This is a genomic window from Micromonospora yangpuensis, from assembly GCF_900091615.1.
GTDB classification, from domain to species: domain Bacteria; phylum Actinomycetota; class Actinomycetes; order Mycobacteriales; family Micromonosporaceae; genus Micromonospora; species Micromonospora yangpuensis.
Genome location: NZ_FMIA01000002.1, coordinates 3,336,589 through 3,360,345, shown reverse-complemented (window position 1 = coordinate 3,360,345; position 23,757 = coordinate 3,336,589). Strand labels below are relative to the sequence as shown.

Below are 23,757 nucleotides of genomic sequence, written 5' to 3'. Positions count from 1 at the left end.
CCGTGGACTTCACCTTCCAGGACCTGTCCGGCACCTTCAGCATGGCCGACATCGCCGTCGCGTTGTCGCTCTCCTTCCTGCTCAGCACGATGATCGGATACATCTACCGGTTCACCCACCGCAACGTGTCGTACAGCCAGTCCTACGTGCAGACGCTGGTCATCCTCGGCATGCTCATCGCCCTGATCATGCTGGTGGTCGGCTCGAACATCGCCCGGGCGTTCGCCCTGGTCGGCGCGTTGTCGGTGGTGCGCTTCCGCAACGCGATCAAGGAAACCCGCGACGTCGGCTTCATCTTCCTGGTGATGGGCGTCGGCATGGCCTGCGGCACCCGCTTCTACAGCCTGGCCATCGTCGCCGCGGTCGCGATCAGCCTGATCATCCTGGTGATGTACCGGTTCAACTGGTTCGCCAGCAACGTGCAGCGCCAGGTCGTCAAGGTCCAGGTGCCCCCGGACGGCAACCACACCGAGGCGATCAAGGACGTGCTGATCCGCTTCACCAGCGAGTTCGAGCTGGTCAGCATGGAGACGATCCGGGGCGGGGCGCTCACCGAGATCATGTACACGGTACGGCTGAAGAAGGGCCACGAGCCGGGTGAGCTGATCTCGGCGCTGAGTGAGCGTACCTCCGGCCAGCGGGTCACCGTCCTGACCGGCTACGACCAGACGGACCTGTGATGGGCGCAGCCGTTGCCCCGCCCCGTCGTCGGCTGCGGCACCGGATTCCGGTCCGGCTGCGCCACTACTGGAAACTGCTGGCCGGCTGCGTCGCGTTCCTCGCCGTCGTGGCGGTGGTGTTCAGCACGGTGCGGGTGCAGCCCTACGTGACCAGCAGCAGCGACGGCGAGGGTGACGTGGTGACCCAGAACATCGCGGGCACCCGGGACCTGTTCGATGCGACCGTCGCCCACGAGATCACGGTGACCTTCCGGGACGCCGACTACCAGCGGATGCTGGACACCTTCCACCAGGAGGGCGAGAAGGACTACGTCGAGGCCGACGTGACCATCGACGGCACCACGATCTCCAGCGTGGGCGTACGGCTCAAGGGCAACTCCACCCTGCGTGGCCTGACCCGCGACGGCGAGTCGATCGGCCGCTCCGGTGACCGCCCCGGCGGTGCGGCCGACGGCGGCCCTCCCGGCGACGGCGCAGCCGAAGGTCGCGCCCGCGGCGGTCGCGCGCCCGAAGGCGGTGCTGCAGAAGGCGGTCGCGCGCCCGAAGGCGGCGCCCCCCAGGGCGACACGACCGAGGACAACGGCGGGTGGGGCAACCGGGCCGGAGGTGGTTTCACCATGACCAGCCTGAAGGCCGAGGAGCCGGAGACGCTGCCGTGGCTGATCCGGTTCGACGAGTTCGTCGAGGGCCTCCGCTACCAGGGGCACCGGGAGATCGCGGTACGGGTCGGCGGGATGGGCGGTGGATCCACCGTGCTCAACGAGGCGGTCACCCTCGACCTGTTGGCCGACCTCGGCGAGATCGCCCCCCGGTACGCGTACTCCAGTTTCGTGGTCAACGACCGGCCGGCGACGGCCCGGCTGGTGATCCAGAACCCGGACGGTGCCTTCGCCGAGGACATCGACGGCTCGGGGGTGCTGTACAAGTCGCTGGCCACCGGGCAGTTCACCGACCAGGGCGACGATCCGATCGACTACCAGGACGACTTCAAGCAGGTCACCAAGCTGGGCAGCCAGGACCTGCAACCCGTCATCGACCTGATCAGGTGGGTCGACAACAGCAGCGACGAGGAGTTCGACGCGGGGTTGGCCGACCGGATCGACGTGGAGTCCTTCGCCCGGTACGTGGCGCTGCAGAACCTGCTGCTCAACTTCGACGACATGTCGGGCCCGGGTCGCAACTACTACCTCTGGTACGACCTGTCGGCCAGGAAGTTCACGGTGGTCGGCTGGGACTACAACCTGACCTTCAGCGGTAACGCCGACCAGGGCCCGCACGAGCAGGGCAGCATGCGGAACATGTTCCGCGGCGGCGCGGCACCCGACGGCGGACAGGTACCCGGCGGGATGCCCGACGGCGGACAGGTACCCGGCGGGATGCCGGAGCTGCCCGAGGGGATGCAGCCGCCCGGCGGAGGCGCGGATGCCGAGGACGGCCGGGCCCCTGGTGGGGGCTTCGGCGGAGGGCACAAGCTCAAGGAGCGGTTCCTGGCCAGTGACGCGTTCACCGAGGTCTACGAGTCGGCCTACCGGGAGCTGTACCAGCAGATCTACGCCGACGGGGCGGCGTCGACCGCCCTGGACGAGCTGACCCGGGTGTTGACCGGTGTGGACAGCTCGGACGGCGCGTCGGTCGACACGGACTCGACGCGGCTGCGGACACTGATCCAGCAGCGCACGTCGAGCCTGGCCACCGACGAGGTGATCACGAAGGGCTGAGGGTCAACGGGCCCGGCGCGCCGTACCCCGGGTGGGGGTGGCGGTGGCCGGGTCCGGCGGCCACGGATGACGCGGGTACCGGCCCCGCAGCTCCGCGCGGACCTGCGGATACCCGGTACGCCAGAACGACGGCAGGTCGCCGGTGACCGCCGCCGGGCGGCCGGCGGGCGAGAGCAGGTGCAGCAGCACCGGTACCCGCCCGTCGGCCAGCCGGGGTGTCTCGGCCCAGCCGAACGCCTCCTGCACCTTGACCGCGAGCACCGGGGCCCGCGGGTCGGTGTAGTCGACCCGGATCCGCGAGCCGCTGGGCACCTCGATGCGCTCCGGGGCGAGCTCGTCGAAGCGGGCGGCAGCCGGCCACGGCAGCAGCCGGCGCAGCGCGGTGACCAGGTCGACCCGGGCCAGGTCGGCCCGGCGCCGGGCCCGGGCCAGCTCCGGGGCCAGCCAATCGTCGGCGGCGGCCAGCAGCGCCCCGTCGGAGACGTCCGGCCATCCCCCGCCCAGCGCCGCGTGACAGAAGGCGAGCCGGTCGCGCAGCGCGACCGCCTCCCGGGACCAGGTCAGCAGGCTCAGCCCCACCTCGCGCAGCCCGTCGAGCAGGGCCGCCCGCCGGGCCTGCGGATCGACCTCGGCCAACGGCCGTTCGACCAGGGTGATCGCGCCGAGGCGGACGATCCGGCGGGCCACCACGTCGCCGTCGGCCCAGGCCACCTCGGCGGTCTCGGTGAGCAGCCCCGCACCGGCCTGGCGGGCGGTCGCCTCGTCCAGCGGCGCGGCCGAGCGGATCCGCGCGGCCGTCGCGCCCGGTGCCCGGTCGGCGACGGCGACGGCCAGCCACGCCGCCCCGGTCAACCGGGTGCCGGGCGTCAGGTCCGCGGCGGTTCCCCCGGCCATCAGGTACGCGGTGCCGTCGGCGTGACGCAGCCTGGCCAGCCGTTCCGGGTACGCCAGCCCCACCACCAGCGCGGCGGCGAGGTCGTCCGGGACCGGCGTACCCGGATGGTCCCCGGCGTTGCGGGTCAACCGGCGCACCTCCTGCCGCCACGCGTGGGGTGCCTCGGCGCGGTGCCGCCGCCAGGCGGCGACCAGGTCGTCGCCGGCCCCACCGGTGCCCTCCTCGGTCAGCAGCGCGACCAGCTCGGCGGCCCGGGCGGTGCCGACCAGGGCGGCACCGTCGAGCAGCGCCCGGGCCAGGCGGGGATGGGTGCCGGCCTCGGCGATCGCCCGCCCCCGCGCGGTGACCCGGCCGGTCGCGTCGAGCGCGCCGACGGCGCGCAGGGCGGCCTGGGCGACCCGCAGCGCGCCGGCCGGCGGCGGGTCCGGCAGGGCCAACCCGGTCCCGTCCGGATGCCCCCACCGGGCCAGGTCCAGGGCGAACCCGGTCAGGTCGGCGGCGGCGATCTCCGGCTCGGGCTGCGCGGGCAGCCGCTCGTGCTGGGCCGGCGACCAGCACCGGTAGACCCGGCCGGGTCCCTGGCGGGCGGCGCGGCCGGCCCGCTGGGTCGCCGAGGCGCGGGACACCGCGACGGTGACCAGGGTGCCCAGGCCCCGGGCGTGGTCGGTGCGGGGCACCCGGCTGAGTCCGGCGTCGACCACCGCGCGTACGCCGGGGACGGTCAGGCTGCTCTCGGCGATCGAGGTGGCGAGCACGACCCGCCGTCGGGGCCCGGGCCGCAGCGCGGCGTCCTGGGTGGCCCCGTCTGCCGGCCGTGCAGGGTGACCACGTCGGCGTCGACGTCGGTCAGCCGGGCGGCCACCGTGCCCAGCTCGCGGGCACCGGGCAGGAACACCAGCACGTCACCCGGGCCGTCGGCCAGCGCCCGGCGGGCGGTGGCCGCCACGTGGTCCAGCAGCCGGGGATCGACCCGCGCACCACGCGGCGGATCGACCGGTCCGGCCGGTGGGCACCAGTGCACCTGCAGCGGGTACGTCGCGGCGTGCGCCTCGACGACCGGGGCGTCGAGGATCTGGGCCAGTCGGGTGGCCTCGGCGGTCGCCGAGGTGGCCAGCAGTCGCAGGTCCGGTCGGAGGGTGGCCCGTACCTCGGTGGTGAAGGCGAGCGCCAGGTCGGAGTCGAGGTGCCGCTCGTGGCACTCGTCGAGCACCACCGCGTCGATGCCGGCCAGCTCCGGATCGCGGTGCAGCCGCTGCACCAGCACGCCGGTGGTGACCACCTCCACCCGCGTCGCCGGGCCGACCCGACGGTCCCCGCGCACCGTGTAGCCGATCCGCTCGCCGACCCGTTCACCGAGCAGCGCCGCCATCCGCCGGGCGGCCGCCCGGGCCGCCACCCGCCGGGGCTCGGCGACCACCACCCGCCCACTGCCGGCGTCGGCCAGCGCGAGCGGCACCAGGGTGGTCTTGCCGGTGCCCGGCGGCGCGACCAGCACCGCCGCGCCGACATCGGCCAGAGCCTCGGTGAGGGCCGGCAGCACCTCCCGGACCGGCAGGTCGGCGATCAGTTCAGCAGCGGGCAACACCCCGCCAGTCTCACCCATCCGCCCCCGTCCCCGCTCGACGGGCGTCGTCCCGGACGGTCGAGGGCGGGCAGCTTCCGGGAAAGAGTGGCCACGTCCGCACCGGACACCACTATTTCCCGGAAGCTGCACCCCCGGCGGCCCCGATCGGGCGAGGCGAGGAGGTGGGGGCCCGTAGGGCGGTGAGGGCGAGGGCGGTGAGGGTGGCGGCGCAGCCGTAGAGGGCCGTCGAGGTGCCGACGGCGTCGGCGAGCCAGCCGAGCAGGTTGTGGGTCACCAGCAGCGGTACGCCCTGCGCCAGGACCAGCACCGCCTGGACCCGGGCCAGGTGGGTGCCGGGGGTCGAACCGAGGATCAGCGGCGCGAGTACGGTGGTGACCCCGCCGGTGCCGAGGCCGACCAAAGCCGCGGCCGGTACCGCCCAGGACACGGTCGGAGCCGACGCCAGCGCGCCCACGCCGACGGCGGCGAGCAACAGCCCTGCTCCGGCGGTACGCCCCGGACTGGACCAGGCACCCCGCACCGCCACCGTCGCGGCGACGACCGCCACGCCGAGCGCGACCACCCCGACCACCGAGCCGGCGGACCGGGCCGACCAGGCATTGTCCCGGGCGAGCAGGGGCACCAACAGCCCGGAGACCGGCAGCAGGACCGCAGCGGTGGCCATGACCAGCAGCAACGCGGTCCGCAGCACCGGGTCCCGAGCGGCGACCCACATCCCGTCAATCACCGCACTCCGCAGCCGGGGCCGATCCGGCAGGGTCTGCCCGGTGGGGTGGCGGGGACGCAGCAGCGCCAGGACGAACAGCAGTACCGCGAACGTGCCCGCGGTGGCCAGGGCCGCCGCCACCAGCCCGGCGGCTGCCACCAACAGCCCGCCCAGCGGTGGGCCGGCGAAGACCGCCAGCTGACCGGCTACCTGCCGGGCCGACAACGCCCGGGCCAACGCCGCCGGGGACACCAGCAGCCGGGGAAGCGCACCCGAGGCAGGCAGCCCGAAGGCGTCCACCGCGCCGATGGCGAGGGCGGCGACCAGCAAGAACACCGCCGGATCGGGCACCGACCAGGCGCCGACGGCCAACGCCAGGGTCACCCCGACCATCATCGCGTCGGCGACGATCAGGACCCGCCAGGGCCCCACCCGGTCAGCCACCGCCCCGCCGACCAGCAGGAGCAGCACCCGGGGCAGGTTGATCGCGGTCAACACCAGGCCGGCGAAGAGACCACCCCGACCGCTCGCCGCCCAGGCCATCGCGAAGGCCAGGATCTGGGTGCCGAGGACGGAGAGTTGGGTCCCGCCCAACCACACCCAGTACGCCCGGGGTGGCACCGCCGATCCGCGGGGGTCCGCCGGTGGGGCTGCGGCCACCGCCGGCTGGTCGGAAGTCGCCACGGTCGGTCCCCCGGTTGTCGTACGGCCTCGTGCTCGGCCGTACTCTCCGGTCTCGACCGGGTCGAGGGTCAACCGTCCGGTCCCGGTGCGGTGGTCGGGCCGGCGCTGCGGTCGCGCACCCGTCGTGGCATCCGGCCGACCAGGGGTCAGGCGAAGCGTTCGATGGTGACCGGGATCAGGCCCTGCCGGCGCATCGCGGTGGTCAGCTGCCGCAGCATCGGCCGGAGCGCGTCGTCGTGCGGTCCGGCGAGGTCGCTGGTCAGGTCGACGCACCAGGCCGAGACGGTGCCGATCCGGCGCAGCTCCCAGCGGAACGCGTCGTCGCCTACCCGTAGCTCGGCGGTGCCGATGACCCGGGCCAGCGGGTCGGCGAGGTCACCGGTGACGGTCAGCGGCCAGCGGGCGCGCAGGTCGGCCAGCCCCGGCGGGGTCAGGTCGTTGGCGAACAGGATCCGGTGCACCCGGGTGTCGTGGAAGCCGGCGGTCACCTCCCCGCCCAGCCGCAGGGGCGCGGCGGTGCGCAGCGGCGTGCCGTCGCGGAAGTAGCCCCGCAGCGTCCGCTCGTCGGGTAGGTCGGCGCCACCGAAGAGACGTAGCACGGCGGCGGCCTCGTCCCGGTCGACCGGCACCACCCGGGCCCGCACGGCCGGATCGGAGCGGACGGCCCGGCTGAACGCCGCCGCGCGCCACCAGCGGCGCTCCCCCGCCGTCCAGCCGGCGCTGTCCAGCCGGACCGCACAGTGCTCCCGGTCGAGGACGAACTCCTCGACCAGGATCCCGTCCGGGGCCCCGACGCCGCCGTCGCGTCGGGCCGACCGACCGTCACCGGCGGGTCGGACCAGGTAGTAGTCCAGGGAGCCGTCCCCGGCCGGCCGCGTCGACACCGGGCCCGGCGGGAACCCGGCCGCCCGGTCGATACCGCCGTCGGGCCCCACCAACCACGTTGTCACATCGGACATTCTGGACCAGGTTCGGCCCGGTCGGCCCGCGACACGACCGGAGCGCCCCGGGCGGATCAGGTGCGCCGAGGGTACGCCCGACCGGTGGCACCGGGCTGACAGGATTCCGGCATGGACACTCTGCGTGCCGCACCCGTCCGCTCCCGGTCACCACGTCGACCATGGGCCACCGGTGCGGACCGGTCGGCCGGCCAGGTGACGGTCGAGGTGGCGCTTGCCGAGTTCACCGCCCTGCGCAACGAGATCGACAACCTGGCCGGCGCGCATCGTACGACGATGCACCTGCACGTCACGGCGGTGGTGGCGGTGGTGGCGATCGTGGGGGTGGTGCTGGGCAACCGCGCCGGTGAGTCTGGTCGCCACCTGGTCCCTGCTCGACTCGGCCTGGCAGGTGGCCGCCTGGGTCGCCGGGGCCGCGTTGTCGGTGCTGCAGGTCGGGACGTGGTTCAGCCAGACCCGCGGTTGGGTCTGCTGGACGTGAGCCGGCGGGCCGGTCAGCGGGCGGGACCGGCCACGCTGTCCCGGGTGACCAGGGTGGGCGCGATGGTGTGCCGTTCCCGCGTCGGCATCCCGGACTCGATCTGGCTCAGCAGCAGGCCCAGGCTGGCCCGGGCGACCGCGTCGAAGTCCGGCCGGACGGTGGTCAGCGGGGGGATGAAGTAGGCCGCCTCCGGCACGTCGTCGAAGCCGACCACGCTGACCTCGGCCGGCACCCGGCGACCGCGCTCGCTCAACGCCCGTAACACCCCGAGGGCGAGGTGGTCGTTGGCCGCGAAGACGGCCGTGGCCTCGGGCATCCTGGCCAGCATCTGCCCGGCGCGGTAACCCGAGGCCGCGGACCAGTCGGCGGACAGCAGCGGCGGCTCCTCCGCGCCGGCCGCACGCAGCGCCGAGCGCCAGCCGGCGACCCGACCGGCGCTGTCGAACCAGTCGGCCGGCCCGGAGACGTGCCACACGGTCCGGTGGCCGTGCTCCAGCAGGTGCCGGGTGGCCATCGCCGCCCCGGCGACCTGGTCGACGGTGACCAGCGCGGCCTGCCGGTTCAGGTCCCCGTCGACGGTCACCGCCGGCACCTGGTCGGGCAGGTGGTCCAGGGCCTCGTTGGCCGAGGCCACCGGCGCGATCACCACGATGCCGGCGACCCGGTGGTCGAGGTGCCGTTCCACCGCGGCGAGGATCGACCGGCGGTCCAGGGTGCTGACGCTGCCGACGCTCACCGCGAAACCGGCCTGGGCCGCCGCCTGCTCGAAGGCCGCCAGCAGCGACGCGGGACCGTACAGGGTGCTGTTCTGCGCGACCACGCCGATCAACTGCGAGCGGCCGGTGACCAGGGTGCGCGCGGCCCGGTTGGGTCGGTACCCGAGTTCGGCGATGGCCGCCCGCACCCGCAGTCTGGTCGCCTCCCGGACGTTCGGGTGGTCGTTGAGCACCCGGGAGACGGTCTGGTGGGAGACGCCTGCGAGGCGGGCGACATCCGTCATGGCAGGCTCGCGCATACCGGCATTATCCACCGCTGATCAGGCACGACCGATCAGGCACGGCGGTCACCGGCGAGCCGGGGTCGGCGACGGCGGCGGTCCGGCCGACCGGCCCGACGTCGGCAGACCGAGTTGCGCGACCGCCGCGTCGACCAGGGTCTCGGTGGACGACTCCAGGTCCAGGATGATGCCCTGCTCGTCGGGGAGGAGCGGCTCCAGGGTGGCGGTCTGCGAGTCGAGCAGGCTGGGCGGCATGTAGTGACCCTCCCGCACCGACAGCCGGGCGCGGATGATCTCGGTCGGCCCGGCCAGGTGCACGAAGTCCACCGCCGGTGGCCCCTGCCGCAGCACGTCGGCCTCGGCGAAGGTCAGCCCGGTCGCCGCGGCGAGACCGACGGCGACCGTCGTCTTGCCCGCGCCGGAGACCCCCATCACCACCACGTGCCGGGTCGCCGGTACCTCACCAGTCATGGACGGTGCCGTCCTTGAGCCGGTTGTACGGCAGGTACGCCGGCTGGTACGGGAACCGGGCGGCGGCCTCCTCATCCAGCTCGACGCCGATGCCGGGCTGGTCACCCGGGTGCAGGTAACCGTCGGCGAAGGTGAACGACTGGCGGAACACCTCGTTGGTCAGCTCGCCGTGGCGCATGTACTCCTGGATGCCGAAGTTGTGGATGGCCAGGTCCAGGTGCAGAGCGGCGGCCATGCCCACCGGCGAGATGTCGGTCGGTCCGTGGATGCCCGACTTGATCTGGTACTGGGCGGCGAAGTCCAGCAGCTTGCGCATCGCGGTGATGCCACCGGTGTGGGTGACGGCCGAGCGCACGTAGTCGATCAGCTGCTCCCGGATCAGCGTCTGGTAGTCCCACACGGTGTTGAAGATCTCGCCGATGGCCAGCGGCGTGGTGGTGTGCTGGCGGACCAGCCGCAGCGCCTCCTGGTTCTCCGCCGGGGTGCAGTCCTCCAGCCAGAACAGGTCGTACGGCTCCAGCGACTTGCCGAGCCTGGCGGCCTGGATCGGGGTCATCCGGTGGTGGCCGTCGTGCAGCAGCGGCAGCTCCGGGCCGAACTCGGCGCGTACCGCCTCGAAGACGCCGGGCAGGTGCCGCAGGTACGCCCGGGTGTCCCAGTCCTCCTCGGCCGGCAGCGGGATGCGCTGGGCCGGCTCGTAGTCGTACCGCTTGCCGCCGCTGCTGGGCTGGGCGGCGACGCCGTACACGGCGTTGATGCCGGGCACCGAGGTCTGCACCCGGATCGACCGGAATCCCTCGTCGAGGTGGGCGCGGATCGAGTCGAACAGCTCCGGCAGGTCCCGGCCCGAGGCGTGCCCGTAGGCCATGATGCCGGTCCGGGACGCCCCGCCGAGCAGCTGGTAGAGCGGCATGCCGGCGGCCTTGGCCTTGATGTCCCAGAGGGCCACGTCGACGGCGGCGATGGCGGCCATGGTGACCGGGCCGCGCCGCCAGTACGCCGAGCGGTAGAGGAACTGCCAGGCGTCCTCGATGTTGTGCGCGTCCCGCCCGACCAGCAGCGGGGCGACGTGGTCGCGCAGGTACGAGGCGACGGAGAGCTCGCGTCCGTTGAGGGTGCCGTCGCCCAGACCGGTGAGGCCGTCCTCAGTGGTGATCTTGAGGGTGACGAAGTTGCGGTCCGGGCTGGAGACGATGACGTCTGCGGCGACGATCTTCACAAGGGGTGCCTTTCTCGGGTGGGCCTCAGCTCTCGGGGGGGGGTGCAGGAGACCCTTGTCGAGCCGACCCCGCCCCGACGAGGTGCCTCTGCGGCCCGCATCCGAACCGGCCCGACGTGGGTCGGTCAGAGCGCGCCGCGGTCGACCAGACTGAAGGTGGTGCCGACCGGGGCGTCGCCCTGCTCCTGCACGTGCAGCCGCTTCTCGTCCGCGTTCCACTCCAGCACGCCGTACGTCTCGTTGATGATGGAGTACGCCAGGCGACCCTTGTCGTCCCAGCCGTCGCGGGAGATGTCGAAGACGGTGGCCGGCGTCGGCTGACAGTCGACGCCGACCAACGAGGCGTAACCCGCCGAATCGATCTTGACCCCGAGGCACGGCTGGTGGGCGACGTCCGGGTTCAGCGATTTGATCATGTAATCCACACCGACCGGATCGAGCACGAACAGGGCGTCCGGTCCGGTCCCGTCGCCGACGCGCAACGTGCGGTCGAACGGCAGCGAAAGATCCCGGTCGATCTGCACCACGTGCAGCAGGACACGGCGCTCTCCGGAGAGCATGGCCCGGGTCCGATCCGTCCCCGACGGCGACGGCGACGGACTCGGCGTACCCGCTGCCGGCGACGTCGGCCCGTCAGCCGCCGGCGTGCCGTTGCCCGTCGAACCGACCGGGTCCCGATCAGCGCCGCCGCCCAGTAGTTGCGGGCCGAACAGGGCGCTGGACACCAGCGCCGCGATCACCACGGCGGTCACCGCCAGCCCGGTGAGCCGACGTCGCCGGCCCGAGCCCGCACCGTCGGTCGGATACCCGCCGTCACCCGCGGCACCGGTCGGGGCGGGCGACACCGCCGCCGCAGGGGCCGGCTGCGCCGGGCTCGTCGAGGGCGCCGCCGTCAGCAACCCGTCGAGCAGCTCCCGGGCGGTGGGCCGGTCCGCGGGATTCTTGGCCAGGGCCCGGCCGACCAGCTCCCGCAGCGGCCCGTCGAGCCCGGTCAGGTCCGGCGGTTGGGTGAGGATCCGCATCGCGGTGTCGGTGGCGGAATTCCCGCCGAACGGGTTACGGCCGGTCGCCGCGTAGCCGACCACCGCGCCCCAGGCGAACACGTCGGCGGCCGGACCCACCGGCTGGCCGGATGCCGGCTCGAAGCGCTCCGGCGCCATGTACGCGGCGGTCCCGACCAGCTGGTTGGTCCGGGTGTGCCGGCTGGTCGCCTCGAAGGCACGGGCGATGCCGAAGTCGATGACCTTGACCCCGCCCGGGGCGAGCAGCACGTTCGCCGGCTTCAGGTCCCGGTGGATGACCCCGGCGCCGTGGATGGCGGTGAGCGCGGTGGCCACCCCGACCGCCATGCTGTGCACCCCGGCCGCCCCCAGGGGCCCCTGGTCCCGGACGAACTGCGCCAGGCTCGGCCCCTCGACGTACTCCACCACCAGATACGGCGGGTCGTGGTCCGGGTCGGCGTCCAGCACCTCGGCCGTGCAGAACGGTGGGACCTGGCGAGCCCGGTTGACCTCGCTGCGGAACCGGCCCCGGAACTCGTCGTCGTGCGACAGGTCCGCCCGGACGACCTTGACCGCGACCCGCCGTCCCTGCGGCGAGCGGGCCAGGAAGACGCTGCCCATGCCACCCTCGCCGAGCCGGTCGAGCAACTCGTAACCGCCGAGTCGGGCCGGGTCGCCGGCGCGCAGCCCGTGACTCACGCCGGTTTTCCGCAGGCCACAACCGACCCGGCAACCGTTCCGCCAAACACGCGTTCCCCTTAGGTCACTCGGACGCCGTCCGCAGCCTACCGTTGACGCCGGAGTGCCCCCCGCCGCCTCCGGTGTGGCGCGTCGCGCGCCCACCGGTCCGCCCCGTCAGTCTCCCAGAGCACGCTCCAGACGACGGCGGTCGGTCACGGCGTGGGAACCTCCCGGGCCAGCAGACCGGCCCGCTTCAGGTCGGCCCAGAGCGCACCGGGGATGTCCCACTCGAACATGGTGATGTTGTCGGCGATCTGCCGGGGATCGTGCGCGCCGACCACCACGCTGGCCACCGCCGGATGCCCGAGGGGGAACTGGATGGCGGCGGCCCGCAGCGGCACCCCGTGCCGGTCGCAGACGGTCCGGATCGCGTGGGCCCGCTCCACCAGCGCCGCGTCGGCCGGGGCGTAGTCGTAGAACGCCCCGGGTTTCGGGTCGGCCAGCAGGCCGGAGTTGTAGACCCCGGCGGCGAGGACCGAGATCTGCCGCCGCTGACAGAGCGGCAGCAGCTCGGCCAGGCCCGACTGGTCCAGCAGGGTGTAGCGGCCGGCCAGCATGACGCAGTCGAGGTCGGCGGCGCGGGCCAGCGTCACCAACGCCGGGGCCTGGTTCATGCCGGCGCTCACCGCCCCGATCTCCCCGGCCGCCCGCAGGTCGGCCAGGGCCGGGTAGGCCTGCCGCAGGGCGTCGGCCAGGTGGGCGTCCGGGTCGTGGATGTGCGCGATGTCGATCCGGTCCAGGCCCAGGCGCTCCAGGCTGTCGGCGTACGAGCGGCGCACCCCGGCGTAGCTGAAGTCGAAGACCGGTCGCAGCCCGGTGGGCTCGGCCCAGATTCCCTGGGGATCGTCGTCGCCGGGCACCAGCAGCCGGCCGACCTTGGTGGAGAGGGTGAACTCGGCGCGTGGCCGGTCGGCCAGCACCGCCCCGGCCCGGCGCTCCGACAGGCCGCAGCCGTAGAGCGGCGCGGTGTCGAAGTAGCGCAGACCGAGATCCCAGGCGGTGTCCACGGTGACCCGGGCGGCGGAGTCACCGACCGGGGTGTAGAGCCCACCGATCTGGGCCAGACCGACGCCCAGCCGGGTCACCTCGACCTCGGTGCGTCCTAACCGGACCCGTTGCGTCGCCTGCATCCGGCCGCCTCCCACCCCGTCGTGCGCCCGGTGCGCCAGGTGCCCACGACTGCACAGGATACTGCCGCACCGCCCCGCCGTCTGTCCGGTGAGGACGGTGTGTCGTGAGCCTCCGGCGCGTCGCTACGGGCTCCGTCAGTGGGCCACCGCCTCGACGCTGGCGGTGACCAGGTCGGTGATCCGGTCGAACTCGCCGGCCCGGATCGCCGCCCGGGGCACCATCCAGCTGCCGCCGACGGCCAGCACAGCCGGCAGCGCCAGGTAGTCGGCGGCGGAGGTGGCGTCGATACCGCCGGTGGGCACGAAACTCACCTGACCGAACGGCGCGGACAACGCCGCCACCGCCGGTGCACCGCCGGAGGTACCGGCGGGGAAGAACTTCAGGGTGTCGACCCCCTCGGCGAGGGCGGCCATCACCTCGGTCGCGGTGACCGCACCGGGCAGCGCGGTGACCCCGTGCTCTCGGCAGCGCCGGACGACCGCCGGGCTGAACCCGGGCGAGACGACGAAGCGGGCGCCCGCCCCGACCGCGATGTCCACCTGCTCGGCGGTGAGCACCGTGCCGGCCCCGACGGTGACCCCGCCGTGCGCGGCCATCCGGGCGATCGACTCGGCGGCGGCCGGAGTCCGGAAGGTGACCTCGGCGACGGGCAGCCCGCCCGTGGCGAGGGCGTCGGCGAGGGGTTCGGCGGCGGTGGCGTCGTCGAGCACGACCACGGGGACGAGACGGTGCCGACGCAGCAGGTCAGGAATGCTCATGGCAGCGAGCGTACGGCCCACCCCGATCGCCGACGCCGGTCGGTCATCGATGGCGCGGGTGGTGGGACCGTCGGTTGTCGCCCGGCACGGCGGCCAGCACGTCCGCGACGGTGCGCAGCACCTCGGCGCGGGCGGTGTGGACGAAGAAGTGCCCACCGGCGAAGAAGTGCTCGTCCGGGTCGGTGACGGTGTGGGTACGCCACCCGTCGGCCTGGTGGTCGGTGACCGTGGTGTCACCGGTCCCGCGTAACACCGTCACCGGCAGCGCCAGCGGCGGCTGCGGGTCCACCGGCCAGGTCTCCAGCACCTGGAAGTCGGCGCGCAGCACCGGGGTGAACAACCCCAGCAGCTCCCGGTCGGCCAGCAGTTGCGGGGGCATTCCGCCGAAGTCCGCGGTACGGCGCAGCAGGGCGTCGTCGTCGAGCAGGTGCACCAGGTCGGTCGGGTCGCGCCGGCACGGGCTGCCGGCGCCGGAGACGATCAACCCGGCCGGCGGGACGCCACGTCGCCGCAACTGCCGGGCGAGCGCGAAGGCGACCACCGCACCCATGCTGTGCCCGAAGAGCACCACCGGACGGGGTGCCAGCGCCTCGACCTGTGGGGTCAGTCCACGCAGCACGTCGGCCATCGAGGTCAGCGCCGGCTGGCCGAACAGGTGCTCCCGACCGGGCAGCAGTACGGCGGTGACCGTGGCGACGTCGGCCAGTGCGTCGGCCCAGTCCCGGAACGGGGCGACACCACTGCCGGCGTACGGCACGACGACCAGGACGGGGCGACCGTCGGCGGGCCCCGGTGGCGGGACGAGTCGGGGCGTACCCATGGTTGAACCCCCTGGTCGCGACGCCGACGGCAAGGCCACCGGGGTGCCCGACCGGTTTCTCGGGATGGTTGGCCGACCGCAACTACTCTCTTTCGATCATGCGGCACCGCTTCCCGGACGGCAACTCCACCCGGGACCGCGGCCGGCACCGGTCAGGGGGGTGCGGTCACCGGCGGAGGGTGGACAGCGGGCGGCGCGAGGAGCCGGTCGACCCCTCGCGCCGCCGCGGGAAACTCAGCTCGCCGTGCAGGTGGGGGTGGCGCTGGGTGCGGTGCCGGTGCCCTGGAACCCGAACTCCGTACTGCCGCCGGCCGCGACCTGGCCGTTGTAGCTGACGTTGCGGAAGCTGACCGTGCCGGTCGTGCCGGTGTTCGTGGCGCTCCAGGCGTTGGTGACGCTGGCGCCGCCCGGCAGGGTGGTGCTGACCGTCCAGCCGTTCAGCCCGGCGCTGCCGGCGGTGACCCGTACCGTGGCCACGAAGCCGCCGTTCCACTGGTTCACCGACACGGTCGCCGAGCAAGCCCCGCCGACCGGCGGGGTGGTGGGCGGGGTCGTCGGGGGCGGGGTGGTCGGGGTGGTCGGGGGCGTGGTGGGTGGAGTCGTCGGCGGGGTGGTGGTGCCCCCGGCGTTCAGCGCCTCCAGGGTGGCGTTGTACGCCTGCTTCTTGTTGCCGCTGCCGTCGAAGAGCAGTGGCGTCCCGCCCGAACGCCAGGAGTCGGTGTCCCGGATGCCCCACACCGTGATGCCGTTGCAGCGCGGCACGGCCAGACAGTCCTGCACCACGCTGCGGTAGGAGTTGGCCTGCGCGGTACCGGAGCCCTCGATGTCCAGCTCGGTGATCTGCACGTCGACGCCGAGCGCGGCGAAGCTGGCCAGGGTGGTGCGGTAGTTGCTGGGGTAGGGCGAGTTGGGGTTGAAGTGCGACTGGAAGCCGACGCAGTCGATCGGCACGCCCCGGGCCTTGAAGTCCCGGACCATGTTGTAGACGCCCTGGGTCTTGGCGTGGGTCCAGTTGTCGGTGTTGTAGTCGTTGTAGCAGAGCTTCGCGCCCGGGTCGGCGGCCCGCGCGGCGCGGAACGCCGCCTCGATCCAGTCGTTGCCGGTGCGCTGCAGGTTCGAGTCACGCCGGCCACCGCTGCCGCCGTCGGCGAACGCCTCGTTCACCACGTCCCAGGAGTCGATCTTGCCTCGGTAGTAGGTGGCGACCCGGGTGACGTGGTTGAGCATCGCGTTGCGCAGCGCGGTGCCCTCCATGCTCTCCATCCAGCGGGGCTGCTGGGAGTGCCAGGCCAGGGTGTGGCCCCGCACCTTCATCCCCTGGGCGATGGCGTGGTTGACGATCCGGTCGGCGTTGGCGAAGCTGAAGTTGCCCTGCGACGGCTCGGTCGCGTCGATCTTCATCTCGTTCTCGGGGGTGACCGAGTTGAACTCGCGGTTCAGGATCCCCACGTAGGTGGAGTCGGAGAGCTTGTAGGCCGCCACCGCGGCACCGAAGTAGCGGCCCTTCTCCGCCGCCGAGGCACCCAGGGTCGTGCCGGCACTGGCGCCGGGGGCGAGGGCCAGCGTCGCGACGACGACGGCAGCGGTGCCGACCGCCACCGCCGCGAGCGCGGTACGTCGTCGGTGCGTGCTGATCGCACGCCCGCTGTCGCGGGCGGACAGGTTGTTCATGGCGAATGCCTTTCCGGGAACTGTCACAGGAGGGGAGTCGCCTCGATCCCGCCCGCCACGGCGGCCGGTCCGCTGTCGTCGTGGCCGCCCGGAGGCCACCGCAGGGACACGGTCAACGGAACATCGCCGTGGAGATCGACGCTCTCCGATCGGAAACGTTACCGAAACACCCTCGACAGCTCAACCCCGACGAGCCCGGGTCGACGGCTTCCGCCGCTGGCAGCAGGGCCGAAAGTTTCGGCCACCCGCTCCGGTCGCGCGGTCGCCCGTACCGCATCATGGACGACGCGGTCGCCAGCCGGCCGCGCAACCCCACACCCCCACCTGGAGGAACACCGGTGTTGACCGATCTCCCCCTGCCGGAACTGGCGACCTATCGCAGCTCGCAGCGCACGCCTGACGACTTCGCCGACTTCTGGGCCGACACCCTGGCCGAGGCCGCCGGTCACGACCTCGACGTGCGGCTACGCGAGGTGCCGACCGGCCTGACCACGCTGGTCACCTACGATGTCACCTTCCGGGGCTTCGCCGGCCAGGACGTCCGGGCCTGGCTGCGGCTGCCGGCCGGGGCCACCACGGCGCTGCCGACCGTGGTGGAGTACGTCGGCTACGGCGGCGGTCGCGGGCACGCCCTGGCGAACCTGCTCTGGGCGTCGGCCGGCTTCGCTCACCTGCAGATGGACACCCGGGGGCAGGGCTCCTCCTGGAGCGTCGGCGAGACCCCGGACCCGGCCGTGGCCACCCCACAGGTACCGGGCGTGCTCACCCGGGGCATCGGCGACCCGGCCGACTACTACTACCGGCGGTTCCTCACCGACGCGGTGCGCGCCGTCGACGCGGCCCGCAGCCTGCCCCAGGTCGATCCGGCGCGCGTCGCGGTGCTCGGATCCAGCCAGGGCGGTGGGGCCGCGCTCGCCGTTGCCGGACTCCGCACCGACCTGGCCGCCGTGGTGAGCTTCGTGCCGTTCCTCTGTGACTTCCCGCGCGCCACCCGGATCACCAACGCGTACCCGTACCGGGAGGTGGCCGACTACCTGGCCGTGCACCGGGAGAGCATCGAGCGGGTACACCGCACCCTCGCCTACTTCGACGGGGTCAACTTCGCCCGCCGGGCCACCGCGCCGGCGCTGTTCTCGGTGGCCCTGATGGACGCCACCTGTCCCCCGTCGACGGTCTACGGGGCGTACCACGCCTACGCCGGGCCACGCGAGTTGCTGGTCTGGGAGTACAACGGGCACGAGGGTGGTGGCATCCTCGACGAGGCCCGCGCCCTGGACTTCCTCCGCGCCCGCCTGGCCGGCTGAGCCGAACGGAGCACCGTTGTCCCACTACGACAATCCCGTGGTCCCGGGATTCCACCCCGACCCCAGCGTCTGCCGGGTGGGCGAGGACTACTACCTCGTCTGCTCCAGTTTCGAGTACGTCCCCGGCGTACCGGTGTTCCACAGCCGCGACCTGGTGCGCTGGCGGCAGATCGGCAACGCCCTGGACCGACCGGAGCAGCTGCCGATCCCGCCGGACGCCGCGACCTCCGGCGGCATCTACGCTCCCACGATCCGTCACCACGACGGCCGGTTCTGGCTGATCACCACCAACGTGCACCGGGGCAGCTTCGTCGTCACCGCCGAGGACCCGGCCGGCCCCTGGTCCGATCCGGTCTGGCTCGACCTGCCGGGCATCGATCCCGACCTGGCCTGGGACGACGACGGCACCTGTTGGTGCGCCTTCTCCGGCACCCAGCTCGCCCGGATCGACCCGGCGACCGGCACCGTCCTGGAGGGACCGTGGCCCGGCTGGACCGGCACCGGCCTGCAGTATCCGGAGGCCCCGCACCTGTACCGGATCGACGGCTGGTGGTACCTGCTGATCGCCGAGGGCGGCACCGAACGCGGCCACGCGGTCTCGGTGGCCCGCGCCCGGTCCCCGCGCGGTCCGTTCGAGGCCGCCCCGGGCAACCCGATCCTGTCGCACCGCAGCACCGACCGGCCGATCCAGAGCACCGGCCACGCCGACCTGGTGCAGGCCCCCGACGGATCCTGGTGGATGGTGCTGCTGGGCACCCGCCCGCGCGGCCACACCCCGCAGTTCCACGTCCTGGGTCGGGAGACGTTCCTGACCCCGGTACGCTGGGTCGACGGCTGGCCCCGGGTCGAGCCGGTGCAACCGCGCGGGTCGACCGCCCCCGGCGGGACACCGCCGGCCGCGCCGGCTGAGCAGGCCGGGTCGCCGCCGGCCGCGCCGGCTGTGCGCGCCGGGACGCCGCCGGAGCGGGACGATTTCGACGCGGACACCCTCGCGCCGTGCTGGATCTCGCCGCGCAGCCGGCCGGCGCACTCCTGGTCGCTTACCGACCGGCCGGGCTGGCTGACCCTGCACGCCACCGGGCCGACCCTCGACCGCCCCGGGTACACCTTCGTCGGCCGCCGGCAGCAGCACCTCGACTGCCGGGTCACCGCCCGCCTCGATCCGCTCGACGCCCGCGCCGGGCTGTCGGTCCGGCTCGACGAGGCCCACCACTACGACCTCGAGGTGGCCCAGGGTCGGGTACGGGTGATCGCCCGGATCGGTCCGCTGCGGCAGTGCCTGGCCGAACGGTCCGTCCCGGCCGGACCGGTGGAACTGGTGGTGGACATCCGTACCCACGACGTGCTGCCGCCGTCGGTGACCTCGGCCGGGCAGCTGGCCGCCGGTCCGGTCGGGGTCGGCCCCACCGGCCCGGACACCATCGCCTTCCGGGTCGGCACCGAGCACCCGGATCCACTGGCCGAACTGGACGGTCGCTACCTGTCGACCGAGGTGGCCACCGGGTTCACCGGCCGGGTCATCGGCATGTACGTCACCGCCGGCACCGCCGCCTTCGACTGGTTCGAGTACCGCCCCGGTGGGGCCGCCGGCACCCGGTAGCCACACCGACCCGCCGTGCCACGGCCCGTCGCGCGCCACCGTCCGGTGGTCGTCGCGACGGGCCGTTCCCGCGTCGGTGGCCGCCGACGCGCCCCTCGACCCCGCTTCCCATCATGCGAGATGCATATTGCATCCCTAGTAATCCCATCAACAAGATAGGGATTACCTACCTCGCCTCACCTGCGGCGATGCCACCCGGCACCGGTGCACGCCACCGACCGCCTACCGAAATCTGGGACGACGATGACTGTGACGCACCCCGTAGACACCGAGGAGGTGGCCCCGCACCGTGGGCGCTCCCCCGCGCCGCCGCCCCGGACGTCGCACGGCGACCGGATCGCTCGGGTCCTGCCCGCGTTGCTGCTGGTCGGACTGCTCGTCGCCGGTTGGGAGCTGATGGCGCGCAGCTCCGACAGCGCGCTGCTCCCGGGCGTCGCCGACATCACCGGCAACCTGGTCGAGATCACCGTCAACGGCGCGCTCTGGGAGAACGTCCAGACCACCCTGACCCGGGTCGCGCTGGGCTTCGCGGTGGCCTTCGTCGTCTCGGTGGCCGCCGGCATCGCGATGGGACGCAACGAGTGGCTACGCCGGTTCCTGGAGCCGGCGGTGCTGATCGGACTGGCCACCCCGGGCCTGGTGAAGGCGCTGCTCTGCGTGATCTGGTTCGGGGTGAGCCTGCTCAACCCGATCCTCACCGTCGCCCTGGCCGCCGCGCCCGCACTGACCATCAACATCGCCCAGGGCGTCCGCGCGGTCGACCCGGCACTCGGCGAGATGGCCCACGTCTACCGCCTCGACGCGCTCACCCGGTTGCGGTACGTGTGGCTGCCGGCCATCGTGCCCGACCTGTTCACCGGCGCGCGACTGGGCATCGCGATGGCCTGGAAGGTCATCGTCCTGGTCGAGATCTTCGGCCTGGCCGACGGCGTCGGCTACCAGCTCAACCTGGAGTTCTCCCAGCACAACGTGGCCGGCGTGCTCGCCTGGACCCTCGCCTTCACCCTGGTCATGGCGGTCATCGAGTACGGCCTGCTGCAGACGCTGGAACGCCGCGCGGTGCGGTGGCGCCGGGTGGCGACCCGATGAACCGGCCCACCGGCGACGCCCGGATCCGACTCGACGGGGTGGACAAGGCCTTCGTCAACCGCCGTACCGGCGAACGCCAGCAGGTGCTGCGGAACTTCTCCTTCACCCTGGCCGCCGACGAACTGGTCGCGGTGGTCGGCGCGTCCGGCACCGGCAAGACCACCCTGCTGCACCTGGTCGCCGGGCTGGAACTGCCCGACCGCGGCACGGTGGACACCGGCGGCGGGCAGCCCCGCCTCGGCATGGTGTTCCAACAGCCCCGCCTGCTGGACTGGACCTCCGTCGACACCAACGTCCGGCTGGCCGCCCGCGCGGCGCGGATCGACGGTGCCGAGGTGCCCCGGATCCTCGACCAGGTCGGGTTGACTGAGTACGCCCAGTCGTACCCGTCGGTGCTCTCCGGCGGTCAACGCCAGCGGGTCGCGGTCGCCCGCGCGTTCGTGGTGCGACCGGAGCTGGTCCTGCTCGACGAGCCGTTCAGCGCCCTGGACGAGCTCACCGCCCGCCGGCTGCGCCTGCTGTTGCAGGAGCTGTGGCTACACACCCCGCGTACCGGGCTGCTGGTCACCCACAACGCCCTGGAGGCGGCGTTCCTCGCCGACCGCGTGGTGGTGCTGGGTGGACGCCCGGCCCAGGTGGTGCGGGAGTACCGGATCGACCGGCCCCGGCCACGTAGCCCCGAGGACCCCGAACTGTTCGACATCCACCGCCAGATCGTGGCGGCCCTGGCCTGACCCCCGGAAGGACGGACCTCGTGTCCACGTACCAGCTCAATCGACGATCCCTGCTGCGCGCGGCCGGGCTGCTCGCCGGCGGCGCCGGTGTGACCGCCCTGCTGGCGGCCTGCGGCGACGAGGAGCCCGCAGCCGCCGACGGCACCCTGCGGGCCAAGGTGCAACCACGCAGCCCGGGCACCGCCGGGGCGATCCGCGACTCCGTGGTGGAGCAGTTCGACCTGGCCGCCAAGCACCGGCTCGACCTCGACCGGCAGGCCGGCGGCGGTCCCGGCGCGGGGCAGGAGCAGCTGCTCACCGGCGTCCTGGACATCTTCGCCTTCGGCCCGCTGGGCGCGACCGAGGTGAACACCAGCGGCCACGACGTCGTCATCGTCGGGCCGTCCCTGTGGAACCACGGCCGCTGGATCGTGCCCGCCGACAGCCCGTACCAGAGCATCGCCGACCTGAAGGGCCGCAAGGTAGGGGTGCAGCCACCCAGCAGCGACACCTACCGGGCGGCGGCGCTGGCCTCGGCGGTCAACGGCATCCGTTTCGACCGGGAGTTCCAGCTCTTCACCGGGCAGCCGATCGCCAACCTGGCGCTCTACGAACGCGGTGACCTGGACGCCATCATCGCCATCGAGCCCAACGCCACCCGGCTGGTGGCCGCCGGCAACCGGCAGCTCGCCTCGGTCGGCGAACTGTGGCAGCAGGGCACCGGCGACACCAACCCGCTCTTCCTCAACGGCACCGCCGTCCGCCGGGACTGGCTGGCCGCCAACCGGGAGACCGCCAAGGCGTACGTGGACCTCACCCTGGAGGCCTGGCGACTGATCAAGGAGGACCCGTCGCTGGTGGCGAAGTACCACGCCGACTACGGGGTCAAGGCCGACGAACGCAGGGCGATCGAGCTGCTGCCCGAACGCCTCGTGCCGATCTACGGCGACCGGTGGGACGAGAGCGTCTTCGCCAACCTGGAGAAGCAGATCGACCTGGCCGTCGAGGTCGGCATCCTCAAGCAGCGGGCCAGCCGGCCGGTGTACGAGCAGCTCTGATGTCCCCGCCCCGGCGCAGCCGCGCCGCCCTGCTGGTCTGCTGCGGGACGCTCTTCCTCGGCGTGCTCGACGGTGCCGCGTTGAACCTGGCCCTGCCCTCGTTGCAACGCGACCTGCGGCTGAGCACCGCCGAACTGCAGTGGGTCGCGGCCAGCAACGCGCTGGTCCGGGCCAGCCTCACCCTGCCCTGCGGCGCGGTCGCCGACCGGTTCGGCCGGCGTCGGATGTTCCGGCTAGGCCTGGCCGTGTTCGTCGTCGGCTCGCTGCTCTGTGGCGTCTCCTCGGACGCGGTGTCGCTGATCGTCAGCCGGGGTGTGCAGGGCGCCGGCGGGGCCCTGATGGCGCCGCCGGCACTGGCCCTGATCGCCAACCTCTTCCCCGGGGCCGCCGAACGCGGTCGCGCGTTGGGCACCTGGAGCGCCACCGCCGGCGTCTCGGCGGCCTGCGGGCCGCTGGTCGGCGGGGTCCTGGTGCAGGCCGCCGGTTGGCGCAGCGTGTTCTGGGTGGGCATCGGCGGCGCGTTGCTGCTCGCGGTCGGCACCCGGCTGTTGCCGGCCGGCGTCGTCGCCGGCCCGCCCCGACGCCTCGACGGGCTCGGCAACACCCTGGCGGCCCTGGTGCTGGTCGGGTTCACCTTCGCGCTGATCGACGGCGCGAACCGGGGCTGGACCAGCCCGGCGGTGCTGGTGGCCGTGGCGGTCTCGGTGGCCGCGGCGGCCGGTTACCTGCCGGCCGCGCGACGTCGCCCGGACCCGGTGCTCGACCCGGCACACCTGGCCGTCCCGGCGCTGCGCGGCGCGGTGCTCACCGCGGTCGTGGCCTACCTGGCGCTTGGCGGGTTCACCTTCGTCAACACCTTCTACCTGCAACAGGTACGCGGCTTCAGTCCCCTGGCCACCGGCGTGCTCACCCTGCCGGCCACCCTCGGGACGTTGGTGCTGGCCAACGTCTCCGGACGGCTGGTCGGCCGGGGCCGCGGCCGGGTGCTGGCCACCGTCGGGCACCTGTCGTTCGTGGCATCGATGACCCTGCTCGCCGTGGTGGTCACCGTCGACGCCTGGCTGCCCCTGCTGCTGGTCGGCTACCTGCTGCTCGGTGCCGGGATGGGGCTGGTCAACCCGCCAGCGACCAACACCGCGGTGAACAGCCTGCCCCGGGAACGCGCCGGGGTGGCCAGCGCGATCACCAGCGCCTCCCGGCAGATCGGCACCAACCTCGGCGTGGCCGTGCTCGGCGCGGTCGTGGTGTCGGTGCTGGCCGCCTCCGGTCAGCCGACCGGGGACATCGCCCGGGTCACCGCCGAGGCCGGCGACGACTTCTCCACCGCTCTGCGCGTCGCGTACGGGCTGGTCGCGGTGGTCGCCGCGGCCAGTGCCTGGGCGACGTGGCGGCTGTTGCGGCCACCTGCGGTGAAGGAGGTGGTGGCGACGCACCTGACGGCAGCACCGGCCACGACGACCCCTGTCCGATAGACCC

Annotated in this window: 19 protein-coding genes and 1 pseudogene; 9 read left to right on the top strand and 11 right to left on the bottom strand. The window is 73.4% G+C overall.

Annotated features, from left to right (window positions below):
- Positions 1 to 2 precede the first annotated feature (2 nt).
- Together GA0070617_RS15115 and GA0070617_RS15110 are read left to right on the top strand one after the other, a co-directional pair.
- The gene (locus tag GA0070617_RS15115) at positions 3 to 680 is read left to right on the top strand and encodes a DUF4956 domain-containing protein (RefSeq protein WP_091438063.1); all 678 of its coding nucleotides are present in this window, start codon (positions 3 to 5) and stop codon (positions 678 to 680) included.
- Positions 680 to 2,398, top strand: a complete 1,719-nt coding sequence (locus GA0070617_RS15110) for a CotH kinase family protein (protein ID WP_091438055.1) — start codon at positions 680 to 682, stop codon at positions 2,396 to 2,398. Before GA0070617_RS15115 ends, GA0070617_RS15110 begins: the two co-directional genes overlap by 1 nt.
- 3 nt (positions 2,399 to 2,401) lie before the next feature.
- On the opposite strand, the pseudogene hrpB reads toward GA0070617_RS15110, so the two are convergent.
- From hrpB to GA0070617_RS15095, 3 genes and pseudogenes are all read right to left on the bottom strand, one after another.
- Positions 2,402 to 4,896, bottom strand: a pseudogene (gene hrpB, locus GA0070617_RS15105) (ATP-dependent helicase HrpB).
- 91 nt (positions 4,897 to 4,987) lie between these two features.
- Complete coding sequence (locus tag GA0070617_RS15100) at positions 4,988 to 6,268, bottom strand: MFS transporter (RefSeq protein ID WP_229688361.1); 1,281 nt, start codon at positions 6,266 to 6,268, stop codon at positions 4,988 to 4,990.
- A 146-nt stretch (positions 6,269 to 6,414) separates the two neighbouring features.
- Positions 6,415 to 7,218 (bottom strand): hypothetical protein, encoded by an 804-nt coding sequence (locus tag GA0070617_RS15095; RefSeq protein WP_139135675.1) that lies wholly within the window; start codon positions 7,216 to 7,218, stop codon positions 6,415 to 6,417.
- Positions 7,219 to 7,573: 355 nt separating this feature from the next.
- Between GA0070617_RS15095 and GA0070617_RS32045 the strand changes: the two genes are divergently transcribed.
- Positions 7,574 to 7,708 (top strand): hypothetical protein, encoded by a 135-nt coding sequence (locus GA0070617_RS32045; RefSeq protein WP_268239694.1) that lies wholly within the window; start codon positions 7,574 to 7,576, stop codon positions 7,706 to 7,708.
- 13 nt (positions 7,709 to 7,721) lie between these two features.
- Here GA0070617_RS32045 and GA0070617_RS15090 read toward each other — a convergent pair whose 3' ends face one another.
- From GA0070617_RS15090 to GA0070617_RS15055, 8 genes are all read right to left on the bottom strand, one after another.
- Positions 7,722 to 8,723: a LacI family DNA-binding transcriptional regulator gene (locus GA0070617_RS15090; protein ID WP_091438043.1), complete on the bottom strand. Its 1,002-nt coding sequence runs from the start codon at positions 8,721 to 8,723 to the stop codon at positions 7,722 to 7,724.
- Positions 8,724 to 8,771: 48 nt separating this feature from the next.
- Complete coding sequence (locus GA0070617_RS15085; RefSeq protein ID WP_091438005.1) at positions 8,772 to 9,176, bottom strand: gluconokinase; 405 nt, start codon at positions 9,174 to 9,176, stop codon at positions 8,772 to 8,774.
- Positions 9,166 to 10,395: a D-mannonate dehydratase ManD gene (gene manD / locus GA0070617_RS15080; protein ID WP_091438002.1), complete on the bottom strand. Its 1,230-nt coding sequence runs from the start codon at positions 10,393 to 10,395 to the stop codon at positions 9,166 to 9,168. The genes GA0070617_RS15085 and manD overlap by 11 nt, the downstream gene beginning before the upstream one ends.
- Positions 10,396 to 10,520: 125 nt before the next feature.
- Positions 10,521 to 12,095 (bottom strand): serine/threonine protein kinase, encoded by a 1,575-nt coding sequence (locus tag GA0070617_RS15075; protein ID WP_091437999.1) that lies wholly within the window; start codon positions 12,093 to 12,095, stop codon positions 10,521 to 10,523.
- Positions 12,096 to 12,289: 194 nt separating this feature from the next.
- Positions 12,290 to 13,267, bottom strand: a complete 978-nt coding sequence (locus GA0070617_RS15070) for an aldo/keto reductase (RefSeq protein ID WP_091437995.1) — start codon at positions 13,265 to 13,267, stop codon at positions 12,290 to 12,292.
- 135 nt (positions 13,268 to 13,402) lie between these two features.
- Entirely contained in the window at positions 13,403 to 14,026 is a 624-nt protein-coding gene (eda, locus tag GA0070617_RS15065) for a bifunctional 4-hydroxy-2-oxoglutarate aldolase/2-dehydro-3-deoxy-phosphogluconate aldolase (RefSeq protein ID WP_091437992.1), read from the bottom strand.
- A 43-nt stretch (positions 14,027 to 14,069) separates the two neighbouring features.
- A complete protein-coding gene (locus GA0070617_RS15060) occupies positions 14,070 to 14,846 on the bottom strand; it encodes a thioesterase II family protein (RefSeq protein WP_091437988.1) in 777 nt (258 codons plus the stop codon).
- Between the two features lie 234 nt (positions 14,847 to 15,080).
- A complete protein-coding gene (locus GA0070617_RS15055; RefSeq protein ID WP_091437985.1) occupies positions 15,081 to 16,517 on the bottom strand; it encodes a glycoside hydrolase family 10 protein in 1,437 nt (478 codons plus the stop codon).
- A gap of 338 nt (positions 16,518 to 16,855) precedes the next feature.
- On the opposite strand from GA0070617_RS15055, the gene GA0070617_RS15050 reads away from it, so the two are divergent.
- The 6 genes from GA0070617_RS15050 (at position 16,856) to GA0070617_RS15025 (ending at position 23,753) form a co-directional block, all read left to right on the top strand.
- Entirely contained in the window at positions 16,856 to 17,821 is a 966-nt protein-coding gene (locus GA0070617_RS15050; protein WP_091437983.1) for an acetylxylan esterase, read from the top strand.
- A gap of 16 nt (positions 17,822 to 17,837) precedes the next feature.
- Entirely contained in the window at positions 17,838 to 19,421 is a 1,584-nt protein-coding gene (locus tag GA0070617_RS15045; protein WP_091437980.1) for a glycoside hydrolase family 43 protein, read from the top strand.
- A gap of 249 nt (positions 19,422 to 19,670) precedes the next feature.
- A complete protein-coding gene (locus GA0070617_RS15040) occupies positions 19,671 to 20,510 on the top strand; it encodes an ABC transporter permease (protein ID WP_217628819.1) in 840 nt (279 codons plus the stop codon).
- On the top strand, positions 20,507 to 21,244 hold the full coding sequence (locus tag GA0070617_RS15035) for an ABC transporter ATP-binding protein (protein ID WP_091446443.1): 738 nt from the start codon (positions 20,507 to 20,509) through the stop codon (positions 21,242 to 21,244). Before GA0070617_RS15040 ends, GA0070617_RS15035 begins: the two co-directional genes overlap by 4 nt.
- Before the next feature lie 20 nt (positions 21,245 to 21,264).
- Positions 21,265 to 22,281: an ABC transporter substrate-binding protein gene (locus GA0070617_RS15030; protein WP_139135674.1), complete on the top strand. Its 1,017-nt coding sequence runs from the start codon at positions 21,265 to 21,267 to the stop codon at positions 22,279 to 22,281.
- Positions 22,281 to 23,753: an MFS transporter gene (locus GA0070617_RS15025; protein ID WP_091437974.1), complete on the top strand. Its 1,473-nt coding sequence runs from the start codon at positions 22,281 to 22,283 to the stop codon at positions 23,751 to 23,753. The genes GA0070617_RS15030 and GA0070617_RS15025 overlap by 1 nt, the downstream gene beginning before the upstream one ends.
- The last annotated feature ends 4 nt before the right edge of the window (positions 23,754 to 23,757 follow it).

What these genes read in the sequence shown, in the direction of transcription:
- GA0070617_RS15110 (WP_091438055.1), top strand. Translation starts at nt 680, where the DNA reads ATGGGCGCAGCCGTTGCCCCGCCCCGTCGTCGGCTGCGGCACCGGATT.
- GA0070617_RS15090 (WP_091438043.1), bottom strand. Translation starts at nt 8,723, where the DNA reads ATGCGCGAGCCTGCCATGACGGATGTCGCCCGCCTCGCAGGCGTCTCC.
- GA0070617_RS15085 (WP_091438005.1), bottom strand. Translation starts at nt 9,176, where the DNA reads ATGACTGGTGAGGTACCGGCGACCCGGCACGTGGTGGTGATGGGGGTC.
- GA0070617_RS15070 (WP_091437995.1), bottom strand. Translation starts at nt 13,267, where the DNA reads ATGCAGGCGACGCAACGGGTCCGGTTAGGACGCACCGAGGTCGAGGTG.
- eda (WP_091437992.1), bottom strand. Translation starts at nt 14,026, where the DNA reads ATGAGCATTCCTGACCTGCTGCGTCGGCACCGTCTCGTCCCCGTGGTC.
- GA0070617_RS15060 (WP_091437988.1), bottom strand. Translation starts at nt 14,846, where the DNA reads ATGGGTACGCCCCGACTCGTCCCGCCACCGGGGCCCGCCGACGGTCGC.
- GA0070617_RS15055 (WP_091437985.1), bottom strand. Translation starts at nt 16,517, where the DNA reads ATGAACAACCTGTCCGCCCGCGACAGCGGGCGTGCGATCAGCACGCAC.
- GA0070617_RS15035 (WP_091446443.1), top strand. Translation starts at nt 20,507, where the DNA reads ATGAACCGGCCCACCGGCGACGCCCGGATCCGACTCGACGGGGTGGAC.
- GA0070617_RS15025 (WP_091437974.1), top strand. Translation starts at nt 22,281, where the DNA reads ATGTCCCCGCCCCGGCGCAGCCGCGCCGCCCTGCTGGTCTGCTGCGGG.